This is a genomic window from Nocardia sp. NPDC006630 (assembly GCF_040611495.1).
GTDB lineage: Bacteria > Actinomycetota > Actinomycetes > Mycobacteriales > Mycobacteriaceae > Nocardia.
This window is the reverse complement of the sequence record NZ_JBEXOK010000010.1, coordinates 217,792-237,489: the sequence shown is the minus strand read 5'-3', so window position 1 is coordinate 237,489 and position 19,698 is coordinate 217,792. Positions and strand designations below refer to the sequence as shown.

Here is a 19,698-nt window from a genome sequence, read left to right as displayed (position 1 = left end):
AAACACCCTGGTCGGTGCATTAGGCAACCCGGTGTGGCGCCCGTCGCACCCATGTCACCGCGGGGCGGCATACTCGGGAGCGTGGTTTCGGTACCGATCGCACGGCATCTGCTGCGGGCGAAAGATCTCGCCGACGCGCGCTACGGCGAACCCCTCGGGGTGGCCGATATGGCGGCGGCGGCCGGACTGTCGTGCGCGCATTTCAGTCGCGAATTCCGCCGCGCCTTCGGCGAGTCACCGCACAGCTATCTGCTCACGCGCCGGATGGAACGGGCTGCGGCGCTGCTGCGCTATACCGATCATTCCGTCGCCGATATCTGCTTCCGGGTCGGCTGGCAGAGCGTCGGGTCGTTCACCACCACCTTCACCCGCACCTTCGGGCGGTCACCGACGCTGTATCGCGCCGCGTATCCGCCCGCCGCCCAGCATGTGCGCGTCCCCTCCTGCATGGTGCGCTTCTTCGGCCGCCCGCAGAACAGCCCGTCCTGACGGCGCCTCCTCTCCCGGGGCGCATTCTCCACCGGGCGGCGACCCGGAAATCGGTTCTCCGACAGGCGAACCGGGGACTTTCGTGCTGGAGTTCCGCCGATCACGCGCCGACGGCCGCGCCCTGCGAACCTGTGGTCGGACCGGCCTTCGCGAGGACGGGGATCTCGCCGGACTCGGGCACATCGGTGCCGCGCAGCGAGGCGCCCGCGGTCTCGCGCAGGAAGAACCAGGCGATCAGGCCGATACCGCAGCCGAAGACCATGTAGAGCGCCGGGAACAGGGTCCAGCCGGTGCCGTCGATGACCGCCTCGTTCACCAGCGGTGCGGTACCGCCGAAGACGGCGGTGGACACGTTGTAGCCCAGCGCGAAACCCGCATAGCGAACCTGCGTGGGGAAGATGGCGGGGAAGGTGGCCGTGATGGTCGCCAGCTGCGGCAGATACAGCAGGCCCAGCGTCACGAAACCGACGACGGCCCAGGCGGTTCCGCGGCCCATCAGCCAGTACATCGGCACCGCCAGCACCGCCAGGCCGATGAGCGAATACAACCACATGGGCCGGCGCCCGACCCGGTCGGACAGGCGGCCGAACCACGGCAGCGCCACCATCATGATCACCTGGCCGATCAGCATCATGGCGGTGGTGGTCGATTCCCCCATGCCGAGGGTGTGCTGTAGATAGGTCGGCTGATAGGTCAGCAGGGTGTAGTTCGCGATATTGAGCGCCACCACCAGTCCGGCCAGGGTGAGCAGCTCGCGCCGGTACTCGGTGAACAGCACCCGCAATCCGGTCGGCGGCTGCTTCTGGGCCGCCACCTCGGTGAAGACCGGCGATTCCTCCAGGCGTGAGCGCAGATACCAGCCGATCAGCCCCAGCGGCACCGCCAGCAGGAACGGAATGCGCCAGCCCCACGCGTACATCGCGTCCGAGCCCAGTGCCAGCTGACAGGCCAGCACCACCGCGGAACCGCCGACGAAACCGCCCAGGGTGCCGAATTCCAGGAAGCTGCCCAGGAAACCGCGACGGCGATCGGGACAGGATTCGGCGAGATAGGTTGCGGCGCCGCCGTATTCACCGCCGGTGGAGAAGCCCTGCACCACCCGCAGGGTGATCAGCAGAATGGGCGCCAGCACGCCCGCGGTGGCGTGGGTGGGCAGGATGCCCAGGGCGCCGGTCGCGCCGGCCATGAGCAGAATCGTGGTGGCCAGCACGGCTTTGCGGCCGACCCGGTCCCCGAGCGGGCCCCACACCATGCCGCCGAGCGGGCGCAGCAGGAACGACACCGCGAAACCCAGCATGGTACCCAGGGCGCCGAGGTGTCCGGGGAAGAAGGCGGCGGTGATGTAGGTGGCAGCCGCGGCGTAGACGCCGTAGTCGAACCATTCGGTGGCATTGCCCATGGCCGCTGCGGCCACCGCACGGGTCTGCTGCGCGGATTTCGGGTCGCGGGTCGTCATGAGCGGCTCTCTTCCCTGGTCGCGAGATCGGTGGTGCGGCACGGCTGCGGTGCCTGCACGAAGAGTCGACATACCCGCGGGTTTGTTCGAGCAAACTCGCGGTGCTGCCCGCCGCGTCGCGAGCACCGGCGATCACCAGCGGGTTCAAGGGGTTTGTGACATGGATCGCACTGGCTCGAATGTGACGGGCAAACGAGAGGCCATCGCGCGGCAAAACAGCACGTTTCGAGAAGACCGGGCGCATCCGGGCCGGTTAGCGTTCAGCACAGTCCGCAACAGGTCCGATCAGGGAGAACCGGTAATGAAGATTTCCAGCGTGCAGCTGTGGGTGCACGACCAGGCCGCCGCACTCACGTTCTATACCGAGAAGGTCGGTATGGAATTGCGCAGCGATGTGACCATGCCGGAGATGGGCAACTTCCGCTGGCTCTCGGTCGGTCCCGTCGGGCAGCCCGAGATCGACATCGTCCTCATGGCCGTTCCCGGTGCGCCGGTGATGGATTCGGAGACCCAGGCACAGGTGCGCGACCTGATGTCCAAAGGCTATGCCGGAGCGGTCTTCCTGACCACCGGCGATGTGCAGCGCGACTTCGAGACCCTGCAGTCGCGCGGGGTGGAATTCACCGAGAAGCCGCAGGAGCAGCCCTATGGCATCGACTGCTCCTTCCGCGACCCGTCGGGCAACAACCTGCGCCTGGCGCAACTGCCCGCCCAGGGCTGATCCGGTCGCAGCCGGCACATCATCGCCGGTGCGGGTGCCCCGAGGGCATCCAGCGGGAAGCCCCGGCACTCGGGTGGGCCCGGCCCGGGACGAATGATCCTGGGCCGGGCCGGGATTCACCTGCCGGTCAGTCGACCGTGGCCGTGAACGCGCCGGGCTCGTAGGACCCGCCCTGCTGGCGCAGGATCACACCGAGCCGATTGGCCGCATTGATCTGAGCGACCAGCGCGACCAGCGCCGCGAGCTGCTCATCGTCGTAATGCTTGCGCGCCTGCGCCCAGGTCTCATCGGATACGCCGTGGTGGGCGTCGGCGAGACGGGTGCCCTCCTCGGCGAACGCGAGCGCCGCCCGCTCGGCCTCGGTGTAGACCGTGCTCTCGCGCCAGGCCGCCACCAGATTGATCCGCACCGCGGGCTCTCCGGCATGCGCGAGATCCTTGGCGTGCGCGTCGGTGCAGTAGCCGCAGCCGTTGATCTGACTGACCCGCAGCATCACCAGCTCCTGCGTGACCTTCGGCAGCGCCGACCCGATGATCACCATCGCCGCATTGGCGAACCGCTTGGCGAACTTCGCGCCGACCTCGGTGTCGAACAAATTCAACCGTGATTCCATGACATCGTCCTCACTCGTAGCGCTGCGCTGTGCAGCGGACGACCATGAGATGCCGGTGACCTGTTTTCTGTGACAGCGCCTCGCTGTGGCGGGCGCCACCCCCCGCGCACCGCGTGCGGCATCGGCGGTCCGATCGGCATCGGCGCCACGGTCGGCCGACCGGGAATCGTGACGTGCTTCGGTTGTGAATCGTGGTGGCGCGGAGGGTGTTCGGCGGCCGAATCAGGCGGGATCCAGGCCGAGGTGACGGGCCAGCAGGGCCATCTGGTCGGCGTAGTGGGCGATGAATTCGGGGGAGCGCGGGTCGGTGTCGCAGATGCCCTCGATGACGTGCGGCAGGGTGGTGGGGGCCATGGCGGCGGCCATGAGCATCACCAGCAGGCAGTGCGGATCCAGCTCGGCGGGCAGGTGACCGCGCTCCTGCAGCTCGCGCAATTGGTCCACGCCCTCCCCGAGCATGCGGGTGCGCGGCGCGTGCTCGGGATCGCCGTCGGGGCCGGTGTACTGCAGTCCGGTCCAGGCCAGCAGGCGCGCGCCCTCGGCATTGTGCGCCGCCTCCATCGCATAGGTGCGCAGCTGCTCCGGTAGTGCGGTGCCCGGGGGGATCAGCTCGCGCCGGCGCTGCTGCCACTGCTGCGAAACAGCTTGGTAGAGGCCCTCTTTGCCGTCGAAGTAGTACGAGATCAACTGCACGTTCACCCCGGCCCGGGCGGCGATCGCGCCGATGCGCGCGCCCGCGTAACCGTGCGCGCCGAACTCCGCGACCGCGGCGTCGAGGATCAGCGCCCGGGTGCGTTCGGGATCGCGCTGGCGTTCCTGGGGCTTGGGCGACCTGCGAGGTTTCGGATCGGGCACAGCAGCGAGCATACCCAACACCTGACTGGTTCAAGTGGATGTATGAATTAATCAAACGAATGCTTGACAGCGTTGTCGCGGCGGGCCGACCATGAGGGGGTGACGCAGGGGCGATCGGCGTCCCGCACAACGAAGGACAAGCGATATGCCGAAGACAGCGAGAATTCTCATTGCGGGTGCCGGCGTCGGCGGACTGGCGCTCGCGCAGGCGCTGCACCACGGCGGGCTCGAGGTCGCGGTGCACGAGCAGGACCCGACGCCGCGAATTCGCCACCAGGGCTTCCGTATTCACATCGACGAGAACGGTAATCGCGCCCTGCGCACCTGCCTGCCCGCCGCGACCTTCGAGCAGGTGCGCCGCAGCAGCGGGACCAATGACGATGTGGTCGCCATGTACACCGCGCAGCTCGATCCGGTGATGACACAGACCTTTCCGGGGATCACCGATGAGCTGATCACCAATGTCGACCGCAATACCCTGCGCCAGGGACTGCTGACCGGGCTGGGCGATATCGTCCACTTCGGGCACGAGGTGCACGGTTACCGCTACACCGATTCCGGCCGGGTGCGTGTGGAATTCGCGGACGGCACCGCCGAGGAGGCGGATCTGCTGATCGGCGCGGACGGCGTGGGATCGGCGGTGCGGCGGCAGTTGCTCCCGCATGCCACCGTGCGCGATCTGGGCTTGCGCTGCCTCTACGGCCGCATGACGCTCACCGAGGCCACCCGTGCGCTCATCCCGCAGGCGGTCGATCGCGGTTTCTCCTGGGTGTCCGATACTGCCGGATGCGGCGCCGGATTCGCGCCCGTGCGGTTTCGTCGCCCGCCCGCCGGTGCCTCGGACTATCTGATGATCACCCTGCTCGCGACCCCCGAACATCTGGGCGTACCGCACGAGCGGCTGGCCGAACTCTCCCCGCAGCAGCTCTGGACCCTCGCCGTGCAGGCCACCGCCGCCTGGCATCCGGCGCTGCGGGAGCTGTTCGCGCACGCCGACGCGGACTCCTTCTTCCCGATCGCGCTGCGCGCCGGGCAGCGGGTCGAGGCCTGGACGCCCGGCCCGGTCACCCTGCTCGGCGATGCCATCCACACCATGCCGCCCACCGGCGGCGTCGGCGCGAACACCGCACTGCAGGACGCGCAGACCCTGGCCACCGAACTGCTCGCCGCGGCGCGCGGGGAGCAATCGCTGATCGCCGCCGTCGGCGCGTACGAAGCGGTCATGCTGCCACGAGGTTTCGCCACCGTCGACGCCTCCCTGGAGATGGCCGCACAATTGTTCGGCAGCAGCGTCTGAGGCCCGAATTGTCGTTGCCGCACCAATTCAGGATGCCGACGCGCCGTCGATTCGCGGGTTTCCGTGATGGCAAAGGGTGTGGAGGACAATGCGTTAGGCAATTGTGTGGTGTGCGGTCTCGGGTCCTGGAGTGGCGGGGAGAAGCAATGGGTGTGACGTATGAGCAGGCGCGGCAGAATATTCGAGATGTATTGCAGCCCGAATGGCGCTGGGGCACATTCTGTGTGGATGACCGCACCATTGTCGAAAACGACGAGGTGTTCGTCTTCAACGTAGGGGCGCGCGAACTGCTGGTGGATCGGGACCTGTCGTATGCGGTCGCGAGCGGAGTGTCGGTCGTCTACAAGGACGACGGTCGTCTGGGCGCCCTGCCTTCGACGATGGTGGCCACCGACCCCACCGTCCGCATCCGCCCCAACCCCAGTCCGACCATGCACGACTGATTGCGCAGGGCTCAGCGGTACATGCCCCGATAGGCCGCGATCGTCTGCACCAGATGATCGACGATCTGATCGCGCGTCGCGCGCAGCGTGCCGTTGAGCCAGGCCGAGAACATGCCCGCATTGCCACTGGCCATGGTGACCGCGGCCAGACGGCGGCGGGTGGGATCGGCGATATGGGCGAACAGATGATCCTGGATCAGCCGGGTGAAGGCGGGCATGACCGCGATGGTGGTCTGGCCCAGGCCGGTGGAGGAGTACGGCTCGACCAGGAACAACCGGGATTTGCGGGGATCCTGCAGCACCTTGTCGACCAGCACCTCCGACAGCGCGCGATCGCGCAGCGGATCATCGCCCACCGCGAACGCGGTCATCGGCTCCAGGAACTCCTCGGCGATCTGCCGATACAGCACATCCAGCAGTTCGTCTCTGCTGGTGAAGCTTTCGTAGAAATAGCGGTCCGTGAGCGTGGCCTTGCGGCAGACCGCGCGCATGGTCACCGCACCCGCGCCGGACTCCCCGATCAGGTCGAGGGCGGCGTCGAGCAGCGCGGCGCGACGGGCCTCACGGCGTTCGGTGAGGGTCGTTCCGCCCCAGATACGGGGTTCGGCATCGGAGGGAGGTTGCTCGGTCTGCACCTTCTGAAGAGTAGTGCCCGGCCCCGGGTGGCGGCGCACACCCGGGGCCGGGCCGCGCGATCACGCGGCGCGCACGCTCAGCTGACCACGCAGGCGCTGCCCAGATTGATGCCCGTGCCGACCTGCACCTGCGCCCACTGCTGGCCGTTGTAGGACCAGGCTTCGATGTAGTGCGAACCGGTCGAGGTAGGGGTCCAGGTGGAGGTGCCGGTGCCGCCGCTGCCCAGGTTGAACTGCTGCTGGCCGAAGGTGGCGGTATTGGTGTCGTAGAGCCAGACCTGTTCGTACGGACTGCCGTTCACCGTGACCGTGTACGAGCAATTGGTGCCGTACCCGCCGCTGCCGAGCGGGATGCTCGAGCCCGAGGACACGCTCACACTGTTGATGTACGCCGACGCGCCGGGCGCGGCCAGTACCAGCGCAGCCGCCGCGGCGCCGAGAGTGGTCACTGCGAGGGCCGACTTCCGGAATCGGATCATGCCGATCATCTCCAGGGATAGATCAAGTATTGCCAGGTGAGAGGGCAATTTTACCGCTCGTGGGGTGCCCTGGTCCCGGCTTTGTGCCCACCGCTGTGCTGAGGCCGGGTCGTTGTTCTCCGCTAGCGGTCCGGGGTGCACGGAATGCTCAGGGCGAGCAGAGCCACATCGTCGTCCACGCCGTCGCCGAATCCGGTGAGCAGTTCGGTGACGGCGGCTATCAGCGCCGGGGCCGTGCTCGCCCCGAACGTGCCCAGGAATTCGCGTAACCGGTCCTCGCCGAAGCGTTCCCGGTCGTGGATGCGCGCTTCGGTGAGTCCGTCGGTGTAGAGCAGGAGGGTGTCGCCCGGGTCCAGGCGCACCTGCGCGCCGGTGAACACCGCGTCCGCCAGCGCGCCCACCAGCATGCCGCCCGGGGTGTCGATCGCCGCCACGGTGCCGTCCGCGCGGATCAGCAGTGCGGGCGGGTGCCCGCCGGCAGCCACAGTGAGTGCGGCGCCGCAGGACTCGGGCTGCAGAGCGCCGTAGATGACGGTGCAGAAGCGCGGGCCGGTGCCCCGATGTCCTTGGTGGAGCACGGTATTGAGATTTCCGAGCACCGACAGTGGATCCGGATCGTAGACCGCGGCGGCGCGCAGCGTGTAGCGGGTCAGGGAGGTCACCGCGGCGGCGGGTGCGCCCTTGCCGGACACGTCGCCGAGGAAGAACCCCCAGGACCCACCGGCGAGCGGGAACAGGTCGTAGAAGTCGCCGCCCACCTCGTCGGCCGAGGCGGGGTGGTAGTAGGCGGCGACCTCCACCCCGGGCACCGCCGGCAGTGCCGGGGGAAGCAGAGTCTGCTGCAGGGTGGCGGCGAGCTTCTGCACGCGGTCGCGTTCGTAGTCCGCCGCGCGGCGAGCGCGAAGCAGTTCCTGTTCGTAGGCGCGGCGTTCGCGGGCGTCGAAAATCGTGGTGCGGATCAGCTGCGCGGTACCGTCCGACCCGGCCTTCACCACCGACGTCACCAGGACCGGCAGCCGGGTCCCGTCCGTGCATCGCAATTCCAGTGCCAGACCGTCGACTCGGCCGTGCATCGCCAGCATGGGCGCGAGGTGGGTTTCGTGATAGATCCGCCCGCCCACGGTGAGCAGATCACTGAACCTGCGGCGGCCGACCAACTCCGCACGCTCGAAGCCGAGCCACCCGAGCAGGGTGGTGTTGATCTTGGCGATGGTGCCGTCCATCAAGGTCGAGAGATATCCGCAGGGGGCATGCTCGTAGAGGTCCTCGGCGCTGTCCTCCAACAGTGCCGAGAACGCCGGGTCCGCACCGTCCTCGCCGGACGGGTGATCGTCTCCACCGTCCACCTGATCGGCGTTGCGGCACATCATCTTTCGTCCACAAAGCCGATAATCGCCGCCGCCGTGAGTTCCGGTGCGCTCAACTGCGGGCAGTGCCCGATCGCGTCCAGTGTGACCAGGGAGCTGCCGCGGATCTCGTCGTGGACGAACTGCCCGACCTCACGCGGAGCGATCGCGTCCTGCGCGGTCTGGATCACCAGCGTCGGGACCGCGACCTCGGGCAGATCGGCGCGATTGTCCGACAGGAACGTGGCCTGGGCGAAGACCCGCGCGATCACCGGGTCGGTACGGCAGAAGCTCTCGGTCAATTCGTCGCCGAGCTCGGGGCGGTCCGGAGTGCCCATGATCACCGGGGCCATGGTGGCGGACCAGCCGAGATAGTTCGCGTCCAGCGAATCGAGCAACTCGTCGATATCGGCCCGGCTGAACCCGCCGCGGTAGTCGCCGTCATCGATGTAGCGAGGCGATGGCGTGAGCAGCACCAGTTTCGAGAATCGCTCGGGGACCCGGTTGACGGCCAGCACGGCGATCATCGCCGATACCGAATGGCCGACGAGCGCAACATCACGGAGCTCGAGCTCGGCGCAGATGTCGATGATGTCCTCGGCGTAGGCATCGAGGCTCGCATAACGCTCGGCCGACCACGCCGAGGTGTCCGAGCGGCCGGCGCCGACATGATCGAACAGCACTACCCGATAGCGCTCTGCCAGTTGCGGCACGATCAGGCGCCACAAATTCTGGTCGCAGCCGAAACCGTGCGCGAGCACGACCGTCGGTCCCTCGTCGGAACCGGTGACGACCACGTTGTTCCTGCTGCGCACACTCATCTGTTCTATCCTTCCATGCCCGATCGCCACGCCGCGGACCTACGAATCTCAGAATATCTACACTCGTGAGCGTAGATATTCTGGAAGCGGAAGGTACCGGCTCTGCGATCTACAAGCAAGGAAGTTGCGCGCGGGGGCTTCAGTAGCTCATGGGTACCTTGCCGGTGACCAGGGCCAGGACCAGTGGCACCGCCGCCAGCACCAGGCACGCGACGATATTGGTCCACTTGTAGGCGACCAGGAGTGCGACGAATTCCCGCAGGATCGCGCTCGGCAAGAAGTAGAACGCCGTGCGTGCGCCGGTGACCTCCGCGTCCAGCTTCAGGCGGCGGGCCATGATCGCCGTACGCAGCACATGAAAGTTGCTGGTGACCAACACCATTCGAGTGGAGGCGCCGCGCTCGCCCAGCAGGCGCTTGATGAACAGCAGATTCTCCCGGGTGGTGGTCGAGCGTTCCTCCAGCGCCACACTCTCGCTGGGCACACCCCGTTCGGTGAGATAGGCGGCCATCGCGGACGCCTCCGAGACCGCCTCGTCCGAACCCTTGCCGCCGGAGGTGATGATCACCGGACTCCGCCCCGCGGCGACCTCCTCCCAATAGATCTGGATCGCGCGATTCAACCGGCTCGCCAGCAGCGGCGGTACGCGCGCGCCCATGAGCCCGCAGCCGGGCACCACGATCGCGTCCATGCCGGGCTTATAGGGCAACCAGCCGTAGATCAGCGCGTACAGCGCGAAACTGGCGAACACGAACCCGAAATAGCCGACCGCCATGATCAGCGATGCCAGCGCGGCCGATCGCAGATTCCCGGTGGCCGCGGCGACACCCAGCAGCACATACGGGACCAGCAGCACCAGACCCGGCGCGATCGACATCAGGTTCCCGGACCGGGCCCCTTCACGCCGAATCATTTCCCGGCCGTTGCCGATCAGCAGACCCGCCAATAGCAGCACCACCAGCGGCGGCAGCACGACGAGCAACCGCACCAGCACCAGCGCCAGATCGACATCGCCGCCGTTGCCGACCAGCCACACCCCGGTGCACGCCAGCGCCAGCATCAGATACACGCCATTGCTCACTCGACGACGATCCATGTGGAATCGCACCGCGAACACACCGAGCAGAGCCAATCCGACCGTGAGCAGAATCACGGGGACACCCTAGAGCCCACTCGAACCCCGAGTCGAATGCGGTCACCTCGAAGTCCGTTTTGCGAAATGTGATCATGGCCGGTCATACAGCGGGCAGTACCCAAGTCGGCGGCCGGTATTACCAAGTGGGAGGGCGATTTACCGTCGGCGTGGTGTCCCGGCCCCGGTCGGGTGCCGTCCCTGGTGGTGTGCGGGACCCGCATGGTGATGCTGCTCCTCGGATCGGGCCGGGAGATGATGGTCAACCGTGACCGATGATCGCAAGACTCCCGATATGAAGCCCCGCAGTCGCGACGTCACCGACGGACTGGAGAAGACCGCCGCGCGCGGCATGCTGCGCGCGGTGGGGATGGGCGATGCGGACTGGGTCAAACCCCAGATCGGCGTGGCGTCCTCGTGGAACGAGATCACCCCGTGCAACCTCTCCCTCGACCGCCTCGCGAAGGCCTCCAAGGACGGCGTCTTCCAGGGCGGCGGCTTCCCGATGCAGTTCGGCACCATCTCGGTCTCGGACGGCATCTCGATGGGCCATGAGGGGATGCACTTCTCGCTGGTCTCGCGCGAGGTGATCGCCGACAGCGTCGAGACGGTGATGCAGGCCGAACGACTGGACGGCTCGGTGCTGCTGGCGGGCTGCGACAAATCGCTGCCGGGCATGCTGATGGCCGCGGCACGACTGAACCTGGCGAGCGTATTCCTTTATGCCGGTTCGATTCTGCCCGGTATCGCGAAGCTGTCGGACGGCACCGAGCGCGAGGTGACGATCATCGACGCGTTCGAGGCGGTCGGTGCGTGCTCGCGCGGGCTGATGAGCCGCGAGGATGTCGATGCCATCGAACGGGCCATCTGCCCGGGCGAAGGCGCGTGCGGTGGCATGTACACCGCCAACACCATGGCCAGCGCGGCCGAGGCGATGGGCATGTCGCTGCCGGGCAGCGCCGCGCCGCCGGCCACCGATCGCCGCCGCGACGGATACGCCCGGCGCAGCGGGGAAGCGGTGGTGGAGTTGATCCGCCGCGGCATCACCACCTCCGACATCCTGACCAAGGAAGCCTTCGAGAACGCCATCGCGGTGGTCATGGCCTTCGGCGGTTCCACCAATGCCGTTCTGCACCTGCTGGCCATCGCGCACGAGGCGCGGGTGGATCTGGCTCTCGCCGATTTCGCGCGCATCGGCCGCACGGTCCCGCATCTGGCGGACGTCAAACCCTTCGGCAAGCATGTGATGACCGATGTGGACCGCATCGGCGGCGTGCCGGTGATGATGAAGGCACTGCTGGATGCCGGTCTGCTGCACGGGGATTGCCTCACCGTGACCGGGCGGACGGTGGCGCAGAACCTCGCCGATATCGCCCCGCCGGATCCTGACGGCAAGGTGCTGCGGGCCATGTCCGCGCCGATTCATCCGACCGGCGGCATCACCATTCTGAGCGGATCGCTCGCGCCCGGTGGTGCGGTGGTCAAGTCGGCCGGTTTCGACTCCGATGTATTCGTCGGCACCGCAAGGGTTTTCGATCGCGAGCGGGCGGCGATGGACGCACTCGAGGACGGCACGATCGCAGCCGGCGACGTGGTGGTCATCCGCTACGAGGGCCCCAAGGGCGGGCCCGGCATGCGCGAGATGCTCGCCATCACCGCGGCCATCAAGGGTGCGGGACTGGGCAAGGATGTCCTGCTGCTCACCGACGGCCGCTTCTCCGGCGGCACCACCGGACTGTGCGTGGGGCACGTCGCACCCGAGGCGGTCGACGCGGGCCCGATCGCGTTCGTCCGCGACGGGGACCGGATCCGGCTCGATGTCGGCACCGGCACCCTGGATCTGCTGGTCGAGGACAGCGAACTGGCCGAGCGCCGCATCGGCTGGGAACCGTTGCCGTCCAGGTACACCCGCGGTGTGCTGGCGAAGTATTCGAAGCTGGTCGGCTCGGCGTCCTACGGCGCCGTCTGCGACTGAGGTAGCACCGGGGCAACGGCTGAGCGCTCAGGTCCCGAGCGGGCTGGCGTTCAGTATCGGGAGGGCGCCAGTGCCGAGAGGGGCGAGCGCTTCGGCGGCTGCCGGTGAGCGCTCCGTGGCGGGCGCGCTGCGCGCCCGCCACCCCTCTCCGAGGTCCGCGATCACGATTGCGGTGCGTCGGGGTCGGCCAGCATCAGTGTGACCGGTTGCAATGTGGTCCTGAGAAATTCGGTGAGCCACGCACCGGACGGGTGCGGCTCGGTGACCCCCTCCAGGGCGATTCCCCTGCCCAGAGCCAGGATCAGTCTCGCCAGGGTGGGGGGATCGATCGGGAGTGTGATCCCGATATCGGTCATGACCCGTTCGATGAGCACGGTGACGGTGGCGCGGGCCTGCTCGTCGCGGGCGGCCAGTTGCTCGAGCAGTGCGGGGCTGCGGCGCGCGGCCAGTGCCAGTTCGGCTTTGAGCAGCGCCCACTGCTGCTCACCCAGTGTGTGGTCGAGCCACTGCTGGAATTTGGCGAACCGGTCGGCCACCGTGCCGTGATCGAGCGCGCGCTCGACCGCCTCGAACTGCCGGGCCATGTGCTGATCGAGCACCGCGAGCGCCAGCTCTTCCTTGCTGGCGAAGTTCGAATACACCGCGCCGCGACTGTATCCGGCGGTTTCGGCGACCTGATCGTTGGACGTCGCGGCGAATCCCGCACGCAGATACAGCGCGGTCGCCGACTCGATCAGCTGAGCGCGCGTCCGAGCCTGGGACTCGGAACGACTCAACCGCTTGGACACCCGCCGGAGTATACCGAGGAAATGCGAGAGACCCGGCGCGCTGCCACTCACCGCCGCAGCCGCCAATCTGCTTGCCGCTGTTGACAACTCCCGCATCGAGCCGAATATCCTGGGAAGTACAGATGTCAACGACATCTGACTGCTGAGAGCATCCAAACACCGTGGCCGCGGCGCCGCAAAGCGGGACCGGCCTTCGGATCGATTCCTCGGCGTTGTTGATCCGGTTAGGAGCATGTCCTCATGTCCGACTACCCCCAGCACGCGGTCACCGGCCGCCGAATCATCGTCACCGGCGCGACCAGCGGAATCGGCAAGGAGATCGCGCGAGCGCTCGTGCGCCGCGGCGCCGCCGTGACGATCCTCGCGCGCAATGCGACCAAGGCCGAGGCCACCGTGCGCGAACTCGCCGACGAGGACGGCGCCACCGCCACACCGGAGGTGGTTCTCGCCGATCTGTCGGATCTGGCCTCGGTACGCACGGCCGCCGCGGAGCTGGCCCGCCGATACGACCGGATCGACGTGCTGGTCAATAACGCCGGCATCCACTCGATCCCGGCCGAAAGCTCCGGCGACGGCTACGAGCTGATGATGGCCACCAACCATCTCGGCCCGTTCCTGCTGACCAATTCGCTACTGCCGCAGCTGGAATCGGGCACCCAGCCGCGCATCGTGGTGACCGCCTCGGAGGCGCACCGCATGTGGCCGCGCGTGAACCTGGCCGAATTCGCCGAACCGGCCCGGTACAGCCCGGTCGGCTCCCTGTTCGCCTACGCCCGATCGAAGCTGATGAACATCCTGTTCACCCAGGAGCTCGCCCGCCGCCTGAGCTCAACTCCGTTGACGGTCAACAGTTTCTGCCCCGGCATGGTGGCCTCGGGCCTGACCCGCGACAGCGGCATCCTCACCACCGCCACCCGGGCGCTCTCCCGCACCCCCCTGGTGCGCACCCCGCAGCAGGGCGCGGCCATGGGCATCCGCCTGGTCCTGGATGCCACCCTCACCGACAGCACCGGCCACTTCTTCTCCTCCACCCCCGGCGCGCACCTGCTTCCCCCCGTGCGCATCCGCACAGACGAGGACCTGCAACGCCGCGCCTGGGACCGCTCCGCCGAACTTGTCGGCATCGCCTCCAGCGCCCACTGAGTGCGATCCGCACACGCCGGCCCGCCCTGCCTCCGGGAGCTGAGATGCGTTTTCCGCGGCGGGAATCCGAGGCGATGACAAGGTGCCCGGCGGTGGCGCCGACGAGATCGATCGACAACGTCTGCGACCTGCGTGCGGCCGGCGGTGAGGTCGTAGGATCGAGTCGCTTGTTGCGGAACAGCTGACTTCGCGCGGGGTCGGCGGTGGGCGGGGATGGGGTGGTCGATGTGTCGGTGGACTGGACGCGGGCGGCGGAGCTGCTGGTGGAGCAGGTGCTGGATCGGCATGCGGCCGAGGTGGACAGGTCCGGCGTGATTCCCGAGGCGAACTTCGAAGCGCTGGCCGCGGGGAGTTTCTACGACTTCGTGTTGTCGGAGGGGATGACACCGCAGGTGCTGATCGACACGGCGGCAACGATTATCGGTGGTTGCCTGTCGACCGGATTCCTCTGGGCCCAGCACCTGGGCGCGCTGCGCTCGGTCGCCTTTGCCGACAACACGCAATTGCGTGACACGTATCTGCCGCAGATGAGAACCGGCCGGTATCGCTGCGGGGTGTCCTACGCGGGCGCACGGTCGACTCCCACGCTTTTCGCGGAACTCGACGCCGGGAGTTACACACTGACCGGCAGTGCGCCGTTCGTCACCGGCTGGGGTTACATCGACGCTCTGGTGACCTCGGCGCGAGTGCGTTGCAGCGCCGGGGATTCGGTGGCGACGCTGCTGATTCCAGTGCAGGACATCGACGGTGTGTCCGCTGAGCGCATGACCCTGATCGCCGCCGACGCCAGTGCCACGGTGCGCCTGCTGTTCGACGGCGCGCGCATTCCGAGTTCCCTTCTGATCGGTGCCACCTCGATCGATACGTTCGGCGCCGGTCGCGGCGGCACCCTGGTCGACTGGGTGAACGGCGCGCTCCCGCTCGGAGTTCTGTCTCGCTGCCTACGGCAGTTGAAAGATCTCGGCGTCGAATCGACCTCGTATGAAGCGCAATTCATCGCCCTGCGCGCACGATTCGCCTCCGCCCTCGGCGATGCCGAAGCAACCTACAGCCTGCGCGCCGCCGTGGCCGAAGCCGCTGTGGTAGCCGCGACCGCCGGAGTGGTAGCCGCGGGAAGCACCGCGACCATGGCCGGTTCGACAGCGGAGCGGCTCATGCGCCAGGCCACCTTCGCACTGGTATGCACCACACGCGAGCCCATCAAGAACGCACTGCTCGAGCGCCTGGCTCCCGCCGACCTCCGAGAATCCGGATCGAGTCAGCCCAGAAGTTCGTCGAGGTAGCACCAGCGCCAGGATTCGCCGGGTTCGACGCTGCGCATGACGGGGTGGCCGGTGTTGTTGAAGTGCTTGGTGGCATGGTTGCCGGGGGAGGAGTCGCAGCAGGCGATGTGGCCGCAGCCCAGGCACATGCGCAGGTGGACCCAGACCAGGCCCTCGTCCAGACATTCGGAGCAGGCGTCGGGGTGGTCGGGGACGCGCACGCAGGGGGCGTCGCGCAGATGTTCGCAGCCCCCTTCGATCGGGGCGGCGGGGGGGTCGCCGGAGTCGGTGGCTTCCTCGACGCGATCGATGACCGATTCCTCGAGGTCGAGGGTGGCCATCACCTGCTGCAGGACCTCTTGATCCAGGGTGCCCGAATCACGCACGCGCAGCACGGTTTCGCGTTCGGCCGCCAGCATGACCAGGCGCAGGCGGCGGTATTCGCCGCTGGGGGTGACACGCTGGGATTCGGAGCGGCCCAGCAGTTCCCACGAGGACTGCGCGCGCTGGCTGACCCGATGGCGCAGCGAATCGACGATCTCCGGCGGAGTGTCCTCGCTGATGTTGTCTTCCAGCGCTGCCAGCCCCGCGGAGGTGGCCTGCTGCAACAGGTTCGCCTCCTGCAGCAGATCTTCGGCATGGCTGGGTCCGCGCAGGCGCAGCAGGCGCACCAGCCACGGCAGTGTGATGCCCTGCATCAGGGTTCCGGCCACCACCACGACCGCGAGCAATCGCAGTGTCGCCAATTCCGGTGTGTCCGAAGGCAACAGCAGCGCTGCCGCCAGCGTCACCACGCCGCGCATGCCCGCCCACGACACCACGGTCGGCCCGGTCCACTGCGGTTTGAGTTTGCCCTGGCGGCGGCCCTCGATCTGCCAGGCCAGATAGGTGGAGGGGAACACCCACAGCGGGCGCGAGACGATGACGGTGACCAGCACCGCCGCACAGGTCAGCAGCAGCGTCGTATGCGGCAGATCGCTGTTCCAGGCGTCCTCGAAGATATGGCGCATCTCCAGGCCGATGAGCAGGAAGACCGCGCTCTCGAGCAGGAATTGGATGGTGCGCCAATTGGTGTGCTCGGCAATGCGCGAGGCCGCGCTCTGCCAGCGCGGTGCGCCGTAGCCCAGGATCAGCCCGCAGGTCACCACCGCGATCACCCCGGAGGCGTGCAGCGCCTCGGCGGGCAGATACACACTCCACGGGGCCAGCAGCGAAACGCTCGTATCGAGAACGGGATCGGTGATGCGGCGGCGCAGGAACGCCAGCACCATCGCGGCCACACCGCCGATGAGCGCACCACCGCCGGCCGCGCCCAGGAAATCCGCGCCCGCCTCCCACATGGTGAAGGTGCCCGCCATGGCCGCGATCGCGGTGCGCAGCGTGACCAGCGCGGTGGCGTCGTTGAACAGCGATTCGCCCTCGAGCAGGGTCACGATGCGCCGCGGCATACCGACCCGTCGCGCCACCGCCGTCGCGGCGACCGCATCGGGCGGGGCCACCACGGCGCCGATAGCCACCGCGGCCGAGAACGGCACCGGCAGCAGCCAATACACCACCCCGGCGACAGCGAAGGTCGTGAACAGCACCAACCCCACCGACAGCAGGGCGATGGACACCTTCTTGGGCCGGAAGTCGATCAGCGAGGTGCGAATGGCGGTGGTGTAGAGCAGCGGTGGCAGCAGTCCCAGCAGCACCAGTTCGGGATCGACATCGAATTCCGGCACGAACGGCAGGTAGGAGGCGATCACGCCTGCGATGGTGAGCACAAACGGCTCGCCCACCTCGAACCGGCGTGCCAGTGCCGCCAGTGCGACAGCTGCAGCCACCAGTAGGACAAGCCCGAACGCCACGTTCACGAGATCATCGTGCCAGGACGAGTGTCCGAATCGCGCATCGGCCGCGCCGATCGGCATTGCCGGCGCCCGGCGGCCGCGCACCCGATATTCCGGTGACGACGGCCCTGACCATGCGAAATCCGAGGATCAGCGTTGCGCGTCGTAGTCTTCGCGGGCCGTCAGCACCTGGTCCATATGAGTTTCGGCCCAGCCCTTGATGGTGCGCATGACCGGCAGCAGGCTCGCTCCCAGCTCGGTCAGCTCGTAATCGACCCGCACCGGCACCGCCGCGGTGATCGTGCGCTCGACGAGTCCGTCGCGTTCCATCACCCGCAAGGTCTGGGTGAGCATCTTCTGGCTGATGCCCGCCACGCGCCGGGACAGGTCGCCGTAGCGCTGCGGTCCGTCCGCGAGGGCATTGATCAGCAGGCTGACCCATTTGTTGGCAATGCGGTCGAGCAGTTGCCGGGTCGGGCACTCCGCGACGTACGCGTCGTAGTGCCGGCGCGCCTCGGCGCGCTGCTGTGCCACGGTCTGCGTTGCCATCACTCTCCGATCGGTGCGGTACGCACCTCGAGGTGCCTACTACCCAATAGAGAGTAGCGCTCCTTACGGTGGCGGTGTTCCTTCGATCTGTGAGGTGACCATGCGAGCAATCGTCGTCCGTTCCTACGGCGGACCGGAAGTACTGGAAATGATGGAATGCGCGGTGCCGGAACCGGGTCCGGGGCAGGTCCTGGGAATCTCGGCGCTGGGTGCGGTGCGCACCCGAGGCCGATTCGTGGCGGTCGTTGGGGGCGCGCAGCCGATTCCCCTGCGGGGCATCACCGTCATGAATCAGTGGATCGCCGCTGATGGTGCCGCCTTGTCCGAACTCGTGCGATCGGCGAACCACGGACAGCTGACCACCCGAATCGCCGAAACGCTCCCGCTCACCGAAGCGGTACGCGCACACCAACTACTGGCGAAGGGCGGCTTGCGCGGGCGCATAGTCCTGATCCCTTGAACGCCCGCCGCCGAAGATCAGCGGCCCGCCCGCTCCGGCGCCGGGCCTGCCCCAGCTGGGTGAATCACCCAGTCCGGGGCGCGGATTCCATCGGTATGCCGCTGTCGCGCCATGCGGCGATACCGCCCGCCAGACTCGACGCGTCATAGCCCGCGCGCCGTGCCAGCGCGGCGAAGCGCAGGGACACCTCGCCGATCGGGCAGACGAACACGAGCGGACGCGAGCGGGAGAACGGGATGCCGTGCGCGAGCATATCGTCGAGTTGATCGTCTCGAATATTGATTGCGCCCGGAACATGCGCGATGCGGTAGGCCATCGCCCCGCGCGTATCGACGATGGTGGGTCGCGCGGTGCGATCGAGTTCCTGCAGCTGCTGCGGTGACAGTGCCGGGGTGGCGGCCAGTTCCGCGGCCGAGGGCGGGGCGGGGCGGCTGCTGCGGCCGAACAATTCGGGGCGGCGCTTGCGGATATAGGACAGATACGGCTCGATGCGGTCGCAGACGATGAAGACCGCGACCAGCGGCCGATCCGCGTCGATCGCCGAATGATCCAGTGCGCTCAGATGTTCCAGCGCCGCCGCGTACGCGGCCCCGCTGGTCGGGCCGGCCAGCACGCCGTAGCGGGTGGCCAGCTCCACGGTGGCATCGACCGCCCGCCCGGCCTCGACGGCAATGATGCGATCGTAGAAATCGGGCTGGAACAACCCCACATCCCACAGCTCGGTCTCGGACCGAATGCCCGGAATGAAGTCGGTGCGCTCGGAAACCACCGCGAGGGTGCGCAATTCCGGATTGTGCTTGCGCAGGAACGTCGCCGCACCCCGCGTGGAACCGGTGGTGCCCAGCCCGCCCGCGAGATAGTCGACGCGGGTGATGCCGTCGCGGGCCAGATCCTCGTGGATCTCGCGCCCGGTGCCCTCGTAGTGCGCCTCGATATTCTTCTCGCTGGTGTACTGCGACGGATGCACCCACGCACCGGGTGCCTTCGCCATGGTCGCGTCGATCACCGAGTACACATCATTGGGCGCGGTCGGATCGGGGCATTCCGACAGTCCCGGCAGCTCTTCGATCTCGGTGCCGAACAGCTGCAGCAGTTCCCGCACCTCGGTCACCTTGATCCGATTGGTCACCGCGCGCAGCCCGACCCCGTGCATGGCGCCCAGAATGCGCAGCGCCTTGGCGGTATTGCCGCTGGAGGCCTCGATGAGCGTCTGCCCGCGCGCGACGATGTCATCGAGATCGTCGCGGATCATGCCCCACGCCACCCGATCCTTGACCGAACCGAACGGGTTGTAGAACTCCAATTTCGCGTACAGCTCGATATTGCGCAGTCCGTGCACGGCCGGATCCAGCCGCAGCAGGGGAGTATTGCCGATGAGTTCGGTGATGTGGTCGTAGCGCAT

The 19,698-nt window shown here is 67.6% G+C and carries 20 protein-coding genes; 8 read left to right on the top strand and 12 right to left on the bottom strand.

Annotation, left to right across the window (positions count from 1 at the left end; all coding sequences use genetic code 11):
* The first annotated feature begins 81 nt into the window (after nt 1–81).
* Nucleotides 82–489 (top strand): AraC family transcriptional regulator, encoded by a 408-nt coding sequence (locus ABZX86_RS29490; RefSeq protein ID WP_355127922.1) that lies wholly within the window; start codon nt 82–84, stop codon nt 487–489.
* 100 nt (nt 490–589) lie between these two features.
* On the opposite strand, the gene ABZX86_RS29485 is transcribed toward ABZX86_RS29490, so the two are convergent.
* Nucleotides 590–1,945, bottom strand: a complete 1,356-nt coding sequence (locus tag ABZX86_RS29485) for an MFS transporter (protein WP_355127921.1) — start codon at nt 1,943–1,945, stop codon at nt 590–592.
* A 301-nt stretch (nt 1,946–2,246) separates the two neighbouring features.
* Between ABZX86_RS29485 and ABZX86_RS29480 the strand changes: the two genes are divergently transcribed.
* On the top strand, nt 2,247–2,666 hold the full coding sequence (locus ABZX86_RS29480; protein WP_355127920.1) for a VOC family protein: 420 nt from the start codon (nt 2,247–2,249) through the stop codon (nt 2,664–2,666).
* 127 nt (nt 2,667–2,793) lie between these two features.
* Here ABZX86_RS29480 and ABZX86_RS29475 read toward each other — a convergent pair whose 3' ends face one another.
* Nucleotides 2,794–3,279: a carboxymuconolactone decarboxylase family protein gene (locus ABZX86_RS29475; protein WP_355127919.1), complete on the bottom strand. Its 486-nt coding sequence runs from the start codon at nt 3,277–3,279 to the stop codon at nt 2,794–2,796.
* Between the two features lie 222 nt (nt 3,280–3,501).
* Nucleotides 3,502–4,146 (bottom strand): TetR family transcriptional regulator, encoded by a 645-nt coding sequence (locus ABZX86_RS29470; RefSeq protein ID WP_355127918.1) that lies wholly within the window; start codon nt 4,144–4,146, stop codon nt 3,502–3,504.
* A gap of 133 nt (nt 4,147–4,279) precedes the next feature.
* Between ABZX86_RS29470 and ABZX86_RS29465 the strand changes: the two genes are divergently transcribed.
* Both ABZX86_RS29465 and ABZX86_RS29460 read left to right on the top strand, forming a co-directional pair.
* Nucleotides 4,280–5,431: an NAD(P)/FAD-dependent oxidoreductase gene (locus ABZX86_RS29465; protein ID WP_355127917.1), complete on the top strand. Its 1,152-nt coding sequence runs from the start codon at nt 4,280–4,282 to the stop codon at nt 5,429–5,431.
* 146 nt (nt 5,432–5,577) lie between these two features.
* The gene (locus ABZX86_RS29460) at nt 5,578–5,874 is read left to right on the top strand and encodes a hypothetical protein (protein WP_355127916.1); all 297 of its coding nucleotides are present in this window, start codon (nt 5,578–5,580) and stop codon (nt 5,872–5,874) included.
* Nucleotides 5,875–5,885: 11 nt separating this feature from the next.
* Here ABZX86_RS29460 and ABZX86_RS29455 read toward each other — a convergent pair whose 3' ends face one another.
* From ABZX86_RS29455 to ABZX86_RS29435, 5 genes are all read right to left on the bottom strand, one after another.
* The gene (locus ABZX86_RS29455) at nt 5,886–6,509 is read right to left on the bottom strand and encodes a TetR/AcrR family transcriptional regulator (RefSeq protein ID WP_355127915.1); all 624 of its coding nucleotides are present in this window, start codon (nt 6,507–6,509) and stop codon (nt 5,886–5,888) included.
* Nucleotides 6,510–6,586: 77 nt separating this feature from the next.
* Nucleotides 6,587–6,988, bottom strand: a complete 402-nt coding sequence (locus tag ABZX86_RS29450; RefSeq protein ID WP_355127914.1) for a hypothetical protein — start codon at nt 6,986–6,988, stop codon at nt 6,587–6,589.
* 122 nt (nt 6,989–7,110) lie between these two features.
* Nucleotides 7,111–8,358 carry a SpoIIE family protein phosphatase gene (locus ABZX86_RS29445; protein WP_355127913.1) on the bottom strand — a complete coding sequence of 416 codons (1,248 nt, stop codon included), beginning with the start codon at nt 8,356–8,358 and terminating at the stop codon, nt 7,111–7,113.
* Nucleotides 8,355–9,155 (bottom strand): alpha/beta hydrolase, encoded by an 801-nt coding sequence (locus ABZX86_RS29440; protein ID WP_355127912.1) that lies wholly within the window; start codon nt 9,153–9,155, stop codon nt 8,355–8,357. The genes ABZX86_RS29445 and ABZX86_RS29440 overlap by 4 nt, the downstream gene beginning before the upstream one ends.
* A gap of 139 nt (nt 9,156–9,294) precedes the next feature.
* A complete protein-coding gene (locus tag ABZX86_RS29435; protein ID WP_355127911.1) occupies nt 9,295–10,308 on the bottom strand; it encodes a YdcF family protein in 1,014 nt (337 codons plus the stop codon).
* 274 nt (nt 10,309–10,582) lie between these two features.
* Between ABZX86_RS29435 and ilvD the strand changes: the two genes are divergently transcribed.
* The gene (gene ilvD / locus ABZX86_RS29430; RefSeq protein WP_355128304.1) at nt 10,583–12,262 is read left to right on the top strand and encodes a dihydroxy-acid dehydratase; all 1,680 of its coding nucleotides are present in this window, start codon (nt 10,583–10,585) and stop codon (nt 12,260–12,262) included.
* A gap of 161 nt (nt 12,263–12,423) precedes the next feature.
* Here ilvD and ABZX86_RS29425 read toward each other — a convergent pair whose 3' ends face one another.
* The gene (locus ABZX86_RS29425; RefSeq protein WP_355127910.1) at nt 12,424–13,050 is read right to left on the bottom strand and encodes a TetR/AcrR family transcriptional regulator; all 627 of its coding nucleotides are present in this window, start codon (nt 13,048–13,050) and stop codon (nt 12,424–12,426) included.
* A gap of 240 nt (nt 13,051–13,290) precedes the next feature.
* On the opposite strand from ABZX86_RS29425, the gene ABZX86_RS29420 reads away from it, so the two are divergent.
* Nucleotides 13,291–14,193: an SDR family oxidoreductase gene (locus tag ABZX86_RS29420; protein ID WP_355127909.1), complete on the top strand. Its 903-nt coding sequence runs from the start codon at nt 13,291–13,293 to the stop codon at nt 14,191–14,193.
* Between the two features lie 203 nt (nt 14,194–14,396).
* On the top strand, nt 14,397–15,476 hold the full coding sequence (locus ABZX86_RS29415) for an acyl-CoA dehydrogenase family protein (RefSeq protein ID WP_355127908.1): 1,080 nt from the start codon (nt 14,397–14,399) through the stop codon (nt 15,474–15,476).
* Here ABZX86_RS29415 and ABZX86_RS29410 read toward each other — a convergent pair.
* On the bottom strand, nt 15,452–17,368 hold the full coding sequence (locus ABZX86_RS29410; protein WP_355127907.1) for a Na+/H+ antiporter: 1,917 nt from the start codon (nt 17,366–17,368) through the stop codon (nt 15,452–15,454). The two genes, ABZX86_RS29415 and ABZX86_RS29410, sit on opposite strands and share 25 nt — an antisense overlap.
* Nucleotides 17,369–17,437: 69 nt before the next feature.
* A complete protein-coding gene (locus ABZX86_RS29405; protein ID WP_355127906.1) occupies nt 17,438–17,836 on the bottom strand; it encodes a helix-turn-helix domain-containing protein in 399 nt (132 codons plus the stop codon).
* A 100-nt stretch (nt 17,837–17,936) separates the two neighbouring features.
* On the opposite strand from ABZX86_RS29405, the gene ABZX86_RS29400 reads away from it, so the two are divergent.
* Nucleotides 17,937–18,296 carry a zinc-binding dehydrogenase gene (locus tag ABZX86_RS29400; protein WP_355128302.1) on the top strand — a complete coding sequence of 120 codons (360 nt, stop codon included), beginning with the start codon at nt 17,937–17,939 and terminating at the stop codon, nt 18,294–18,296.
* 64 nt (nt 18,297–18,360) lie between these two features.
* On the opposite strand, the gene ABZX86_RS29395 is transcribed toward ABZX86_RS29400, so the two are convergent.
* Nucleotides 18,361–19,698, bottom strand: coding sequence for a pyridoxal-phosphate dependent enzyme (locus ABZX86_RS29395; RefSeq protein WP_355127905.1), 1,338 nt, complete (start codon nt 19,696–19,698; stop codon nt 18,361–18,363).

What these genes read in the sequence shown, in the direction of transcription:
- ABZX86_RS29475 (WP_355127919.1), bottom strand. Translation starts at nt 3,279, where the DNA reads ATGGAATCACGGTTGAATTTGTTCGACACCGAGGTCGGCGCGAAGTTC.
- ABZX86_RS29470 (WP_355127918.1), bottom strand. Translation starts at nt 4,146, where the DNA reads ATGCTCGCTGCTGTGCCCGATCCGAAACCTCGCAGGTCGCCCAAGCCC.
- ABZX86_RS29450 (WP_355127914.1), bottom strand. Translation starts at nt 6,988, where the DNA reads ATGATCCGATTCCGGAAGTCGGCCCTCGCAGTGACCACTCTCGGCGCC.
- ABZX86_RS29395 (WP_355127905.1), bottom strand. Translation starts at nt 19,698, where the DNA reads ATGCGCTACGACCACATCACCGAACTCATCGGCAATACTCCCCTGCTG.
- ABZX86_RS29400 (WP_355128302.1), top strand. Translation starts at nt 17,937, where the DNA reads ATGCGAGCAATCGTCGTCCGTTCCTACGGCGGACCGGAAGTACTGGAA.
- ABZX86_RS29440 (WP_355127912.1), bottom strand. Translation starts at nt 9,155, where the DNA reads ATGAGTGTGCGCAGCAGGAACAACGTGGTCGTCACCGGTTCCGACGAG.
- ABZX86_RS29420 (WP_355127909.1), top strand. Translation starts at nt 13,291, where the DNA reads ATGTCCGACTACCCCCAGCACGCGGTCACCGGCCGCCGAATCATCGTC.
- ABZX86_RS29410 (WP_355127907.1), bottom strand. Translation starts at nt 17,368, where the DNA reads ATGCCGATCGGCGCGGCCGATGCGCGATTCGGACACTCGTCCTGGCAC.
- ABZX86_RS29405 (WP_355127906.1), bottom strand. Translation starts at nt 17,836, where the DNA reads ATGGCAACGCAGACCGTGGCACAGCAGCGCGCCGAGGCGCGCCGGCAC.
- ilvD (WP_355128304.1), top strand. Translation starts at nt 10,583, where the DNA reads ATGAAGCCCCGCAGTCGCGACGTCACCGACGGACTGGAGAAGACCGCC.
- ABZX86_RS29445 (WP_355127913.1), bottom strand. Translation starts at nt 8,358, where the DNA reads ATGATGTGCCGCAACGCCGATCAGGTGGACGGTGGAGACGATCACCCG.
- ABZX86_RS29485 (WP_355127921.1), bottom strand. Translation starts at nt 1,945, where the DNA reads ATGACGACCCGCGACCCGAAATCCGCGCAGCAGACCCGTGCGGTGGCC.
- ABZX86_RS29460 (WP_355127916.1), top strand. Translation starts at nt 5,578, where the DNA reads ATGGGTGTGACGTATGAGCAGGCGCGGCAGAATATTCGAGATGTATTG.
- ABZX86_RS29465 (WP_355127917.1), top strand. Translation starts at nt 4,280, where the DNA reads ATGCCGAAGACAGCGAGAATTCTCATTGCGGGTGCCGGCGTCGGCGGA.
- ABZX86_RS29480 (WP_355127920.1), top strand. Translation starts at nt 2,247, where the DNA reads ATGAAGATTTCCAGCGTGCAGCTGTGGGTGCACGACCAGGCCGCCGCA.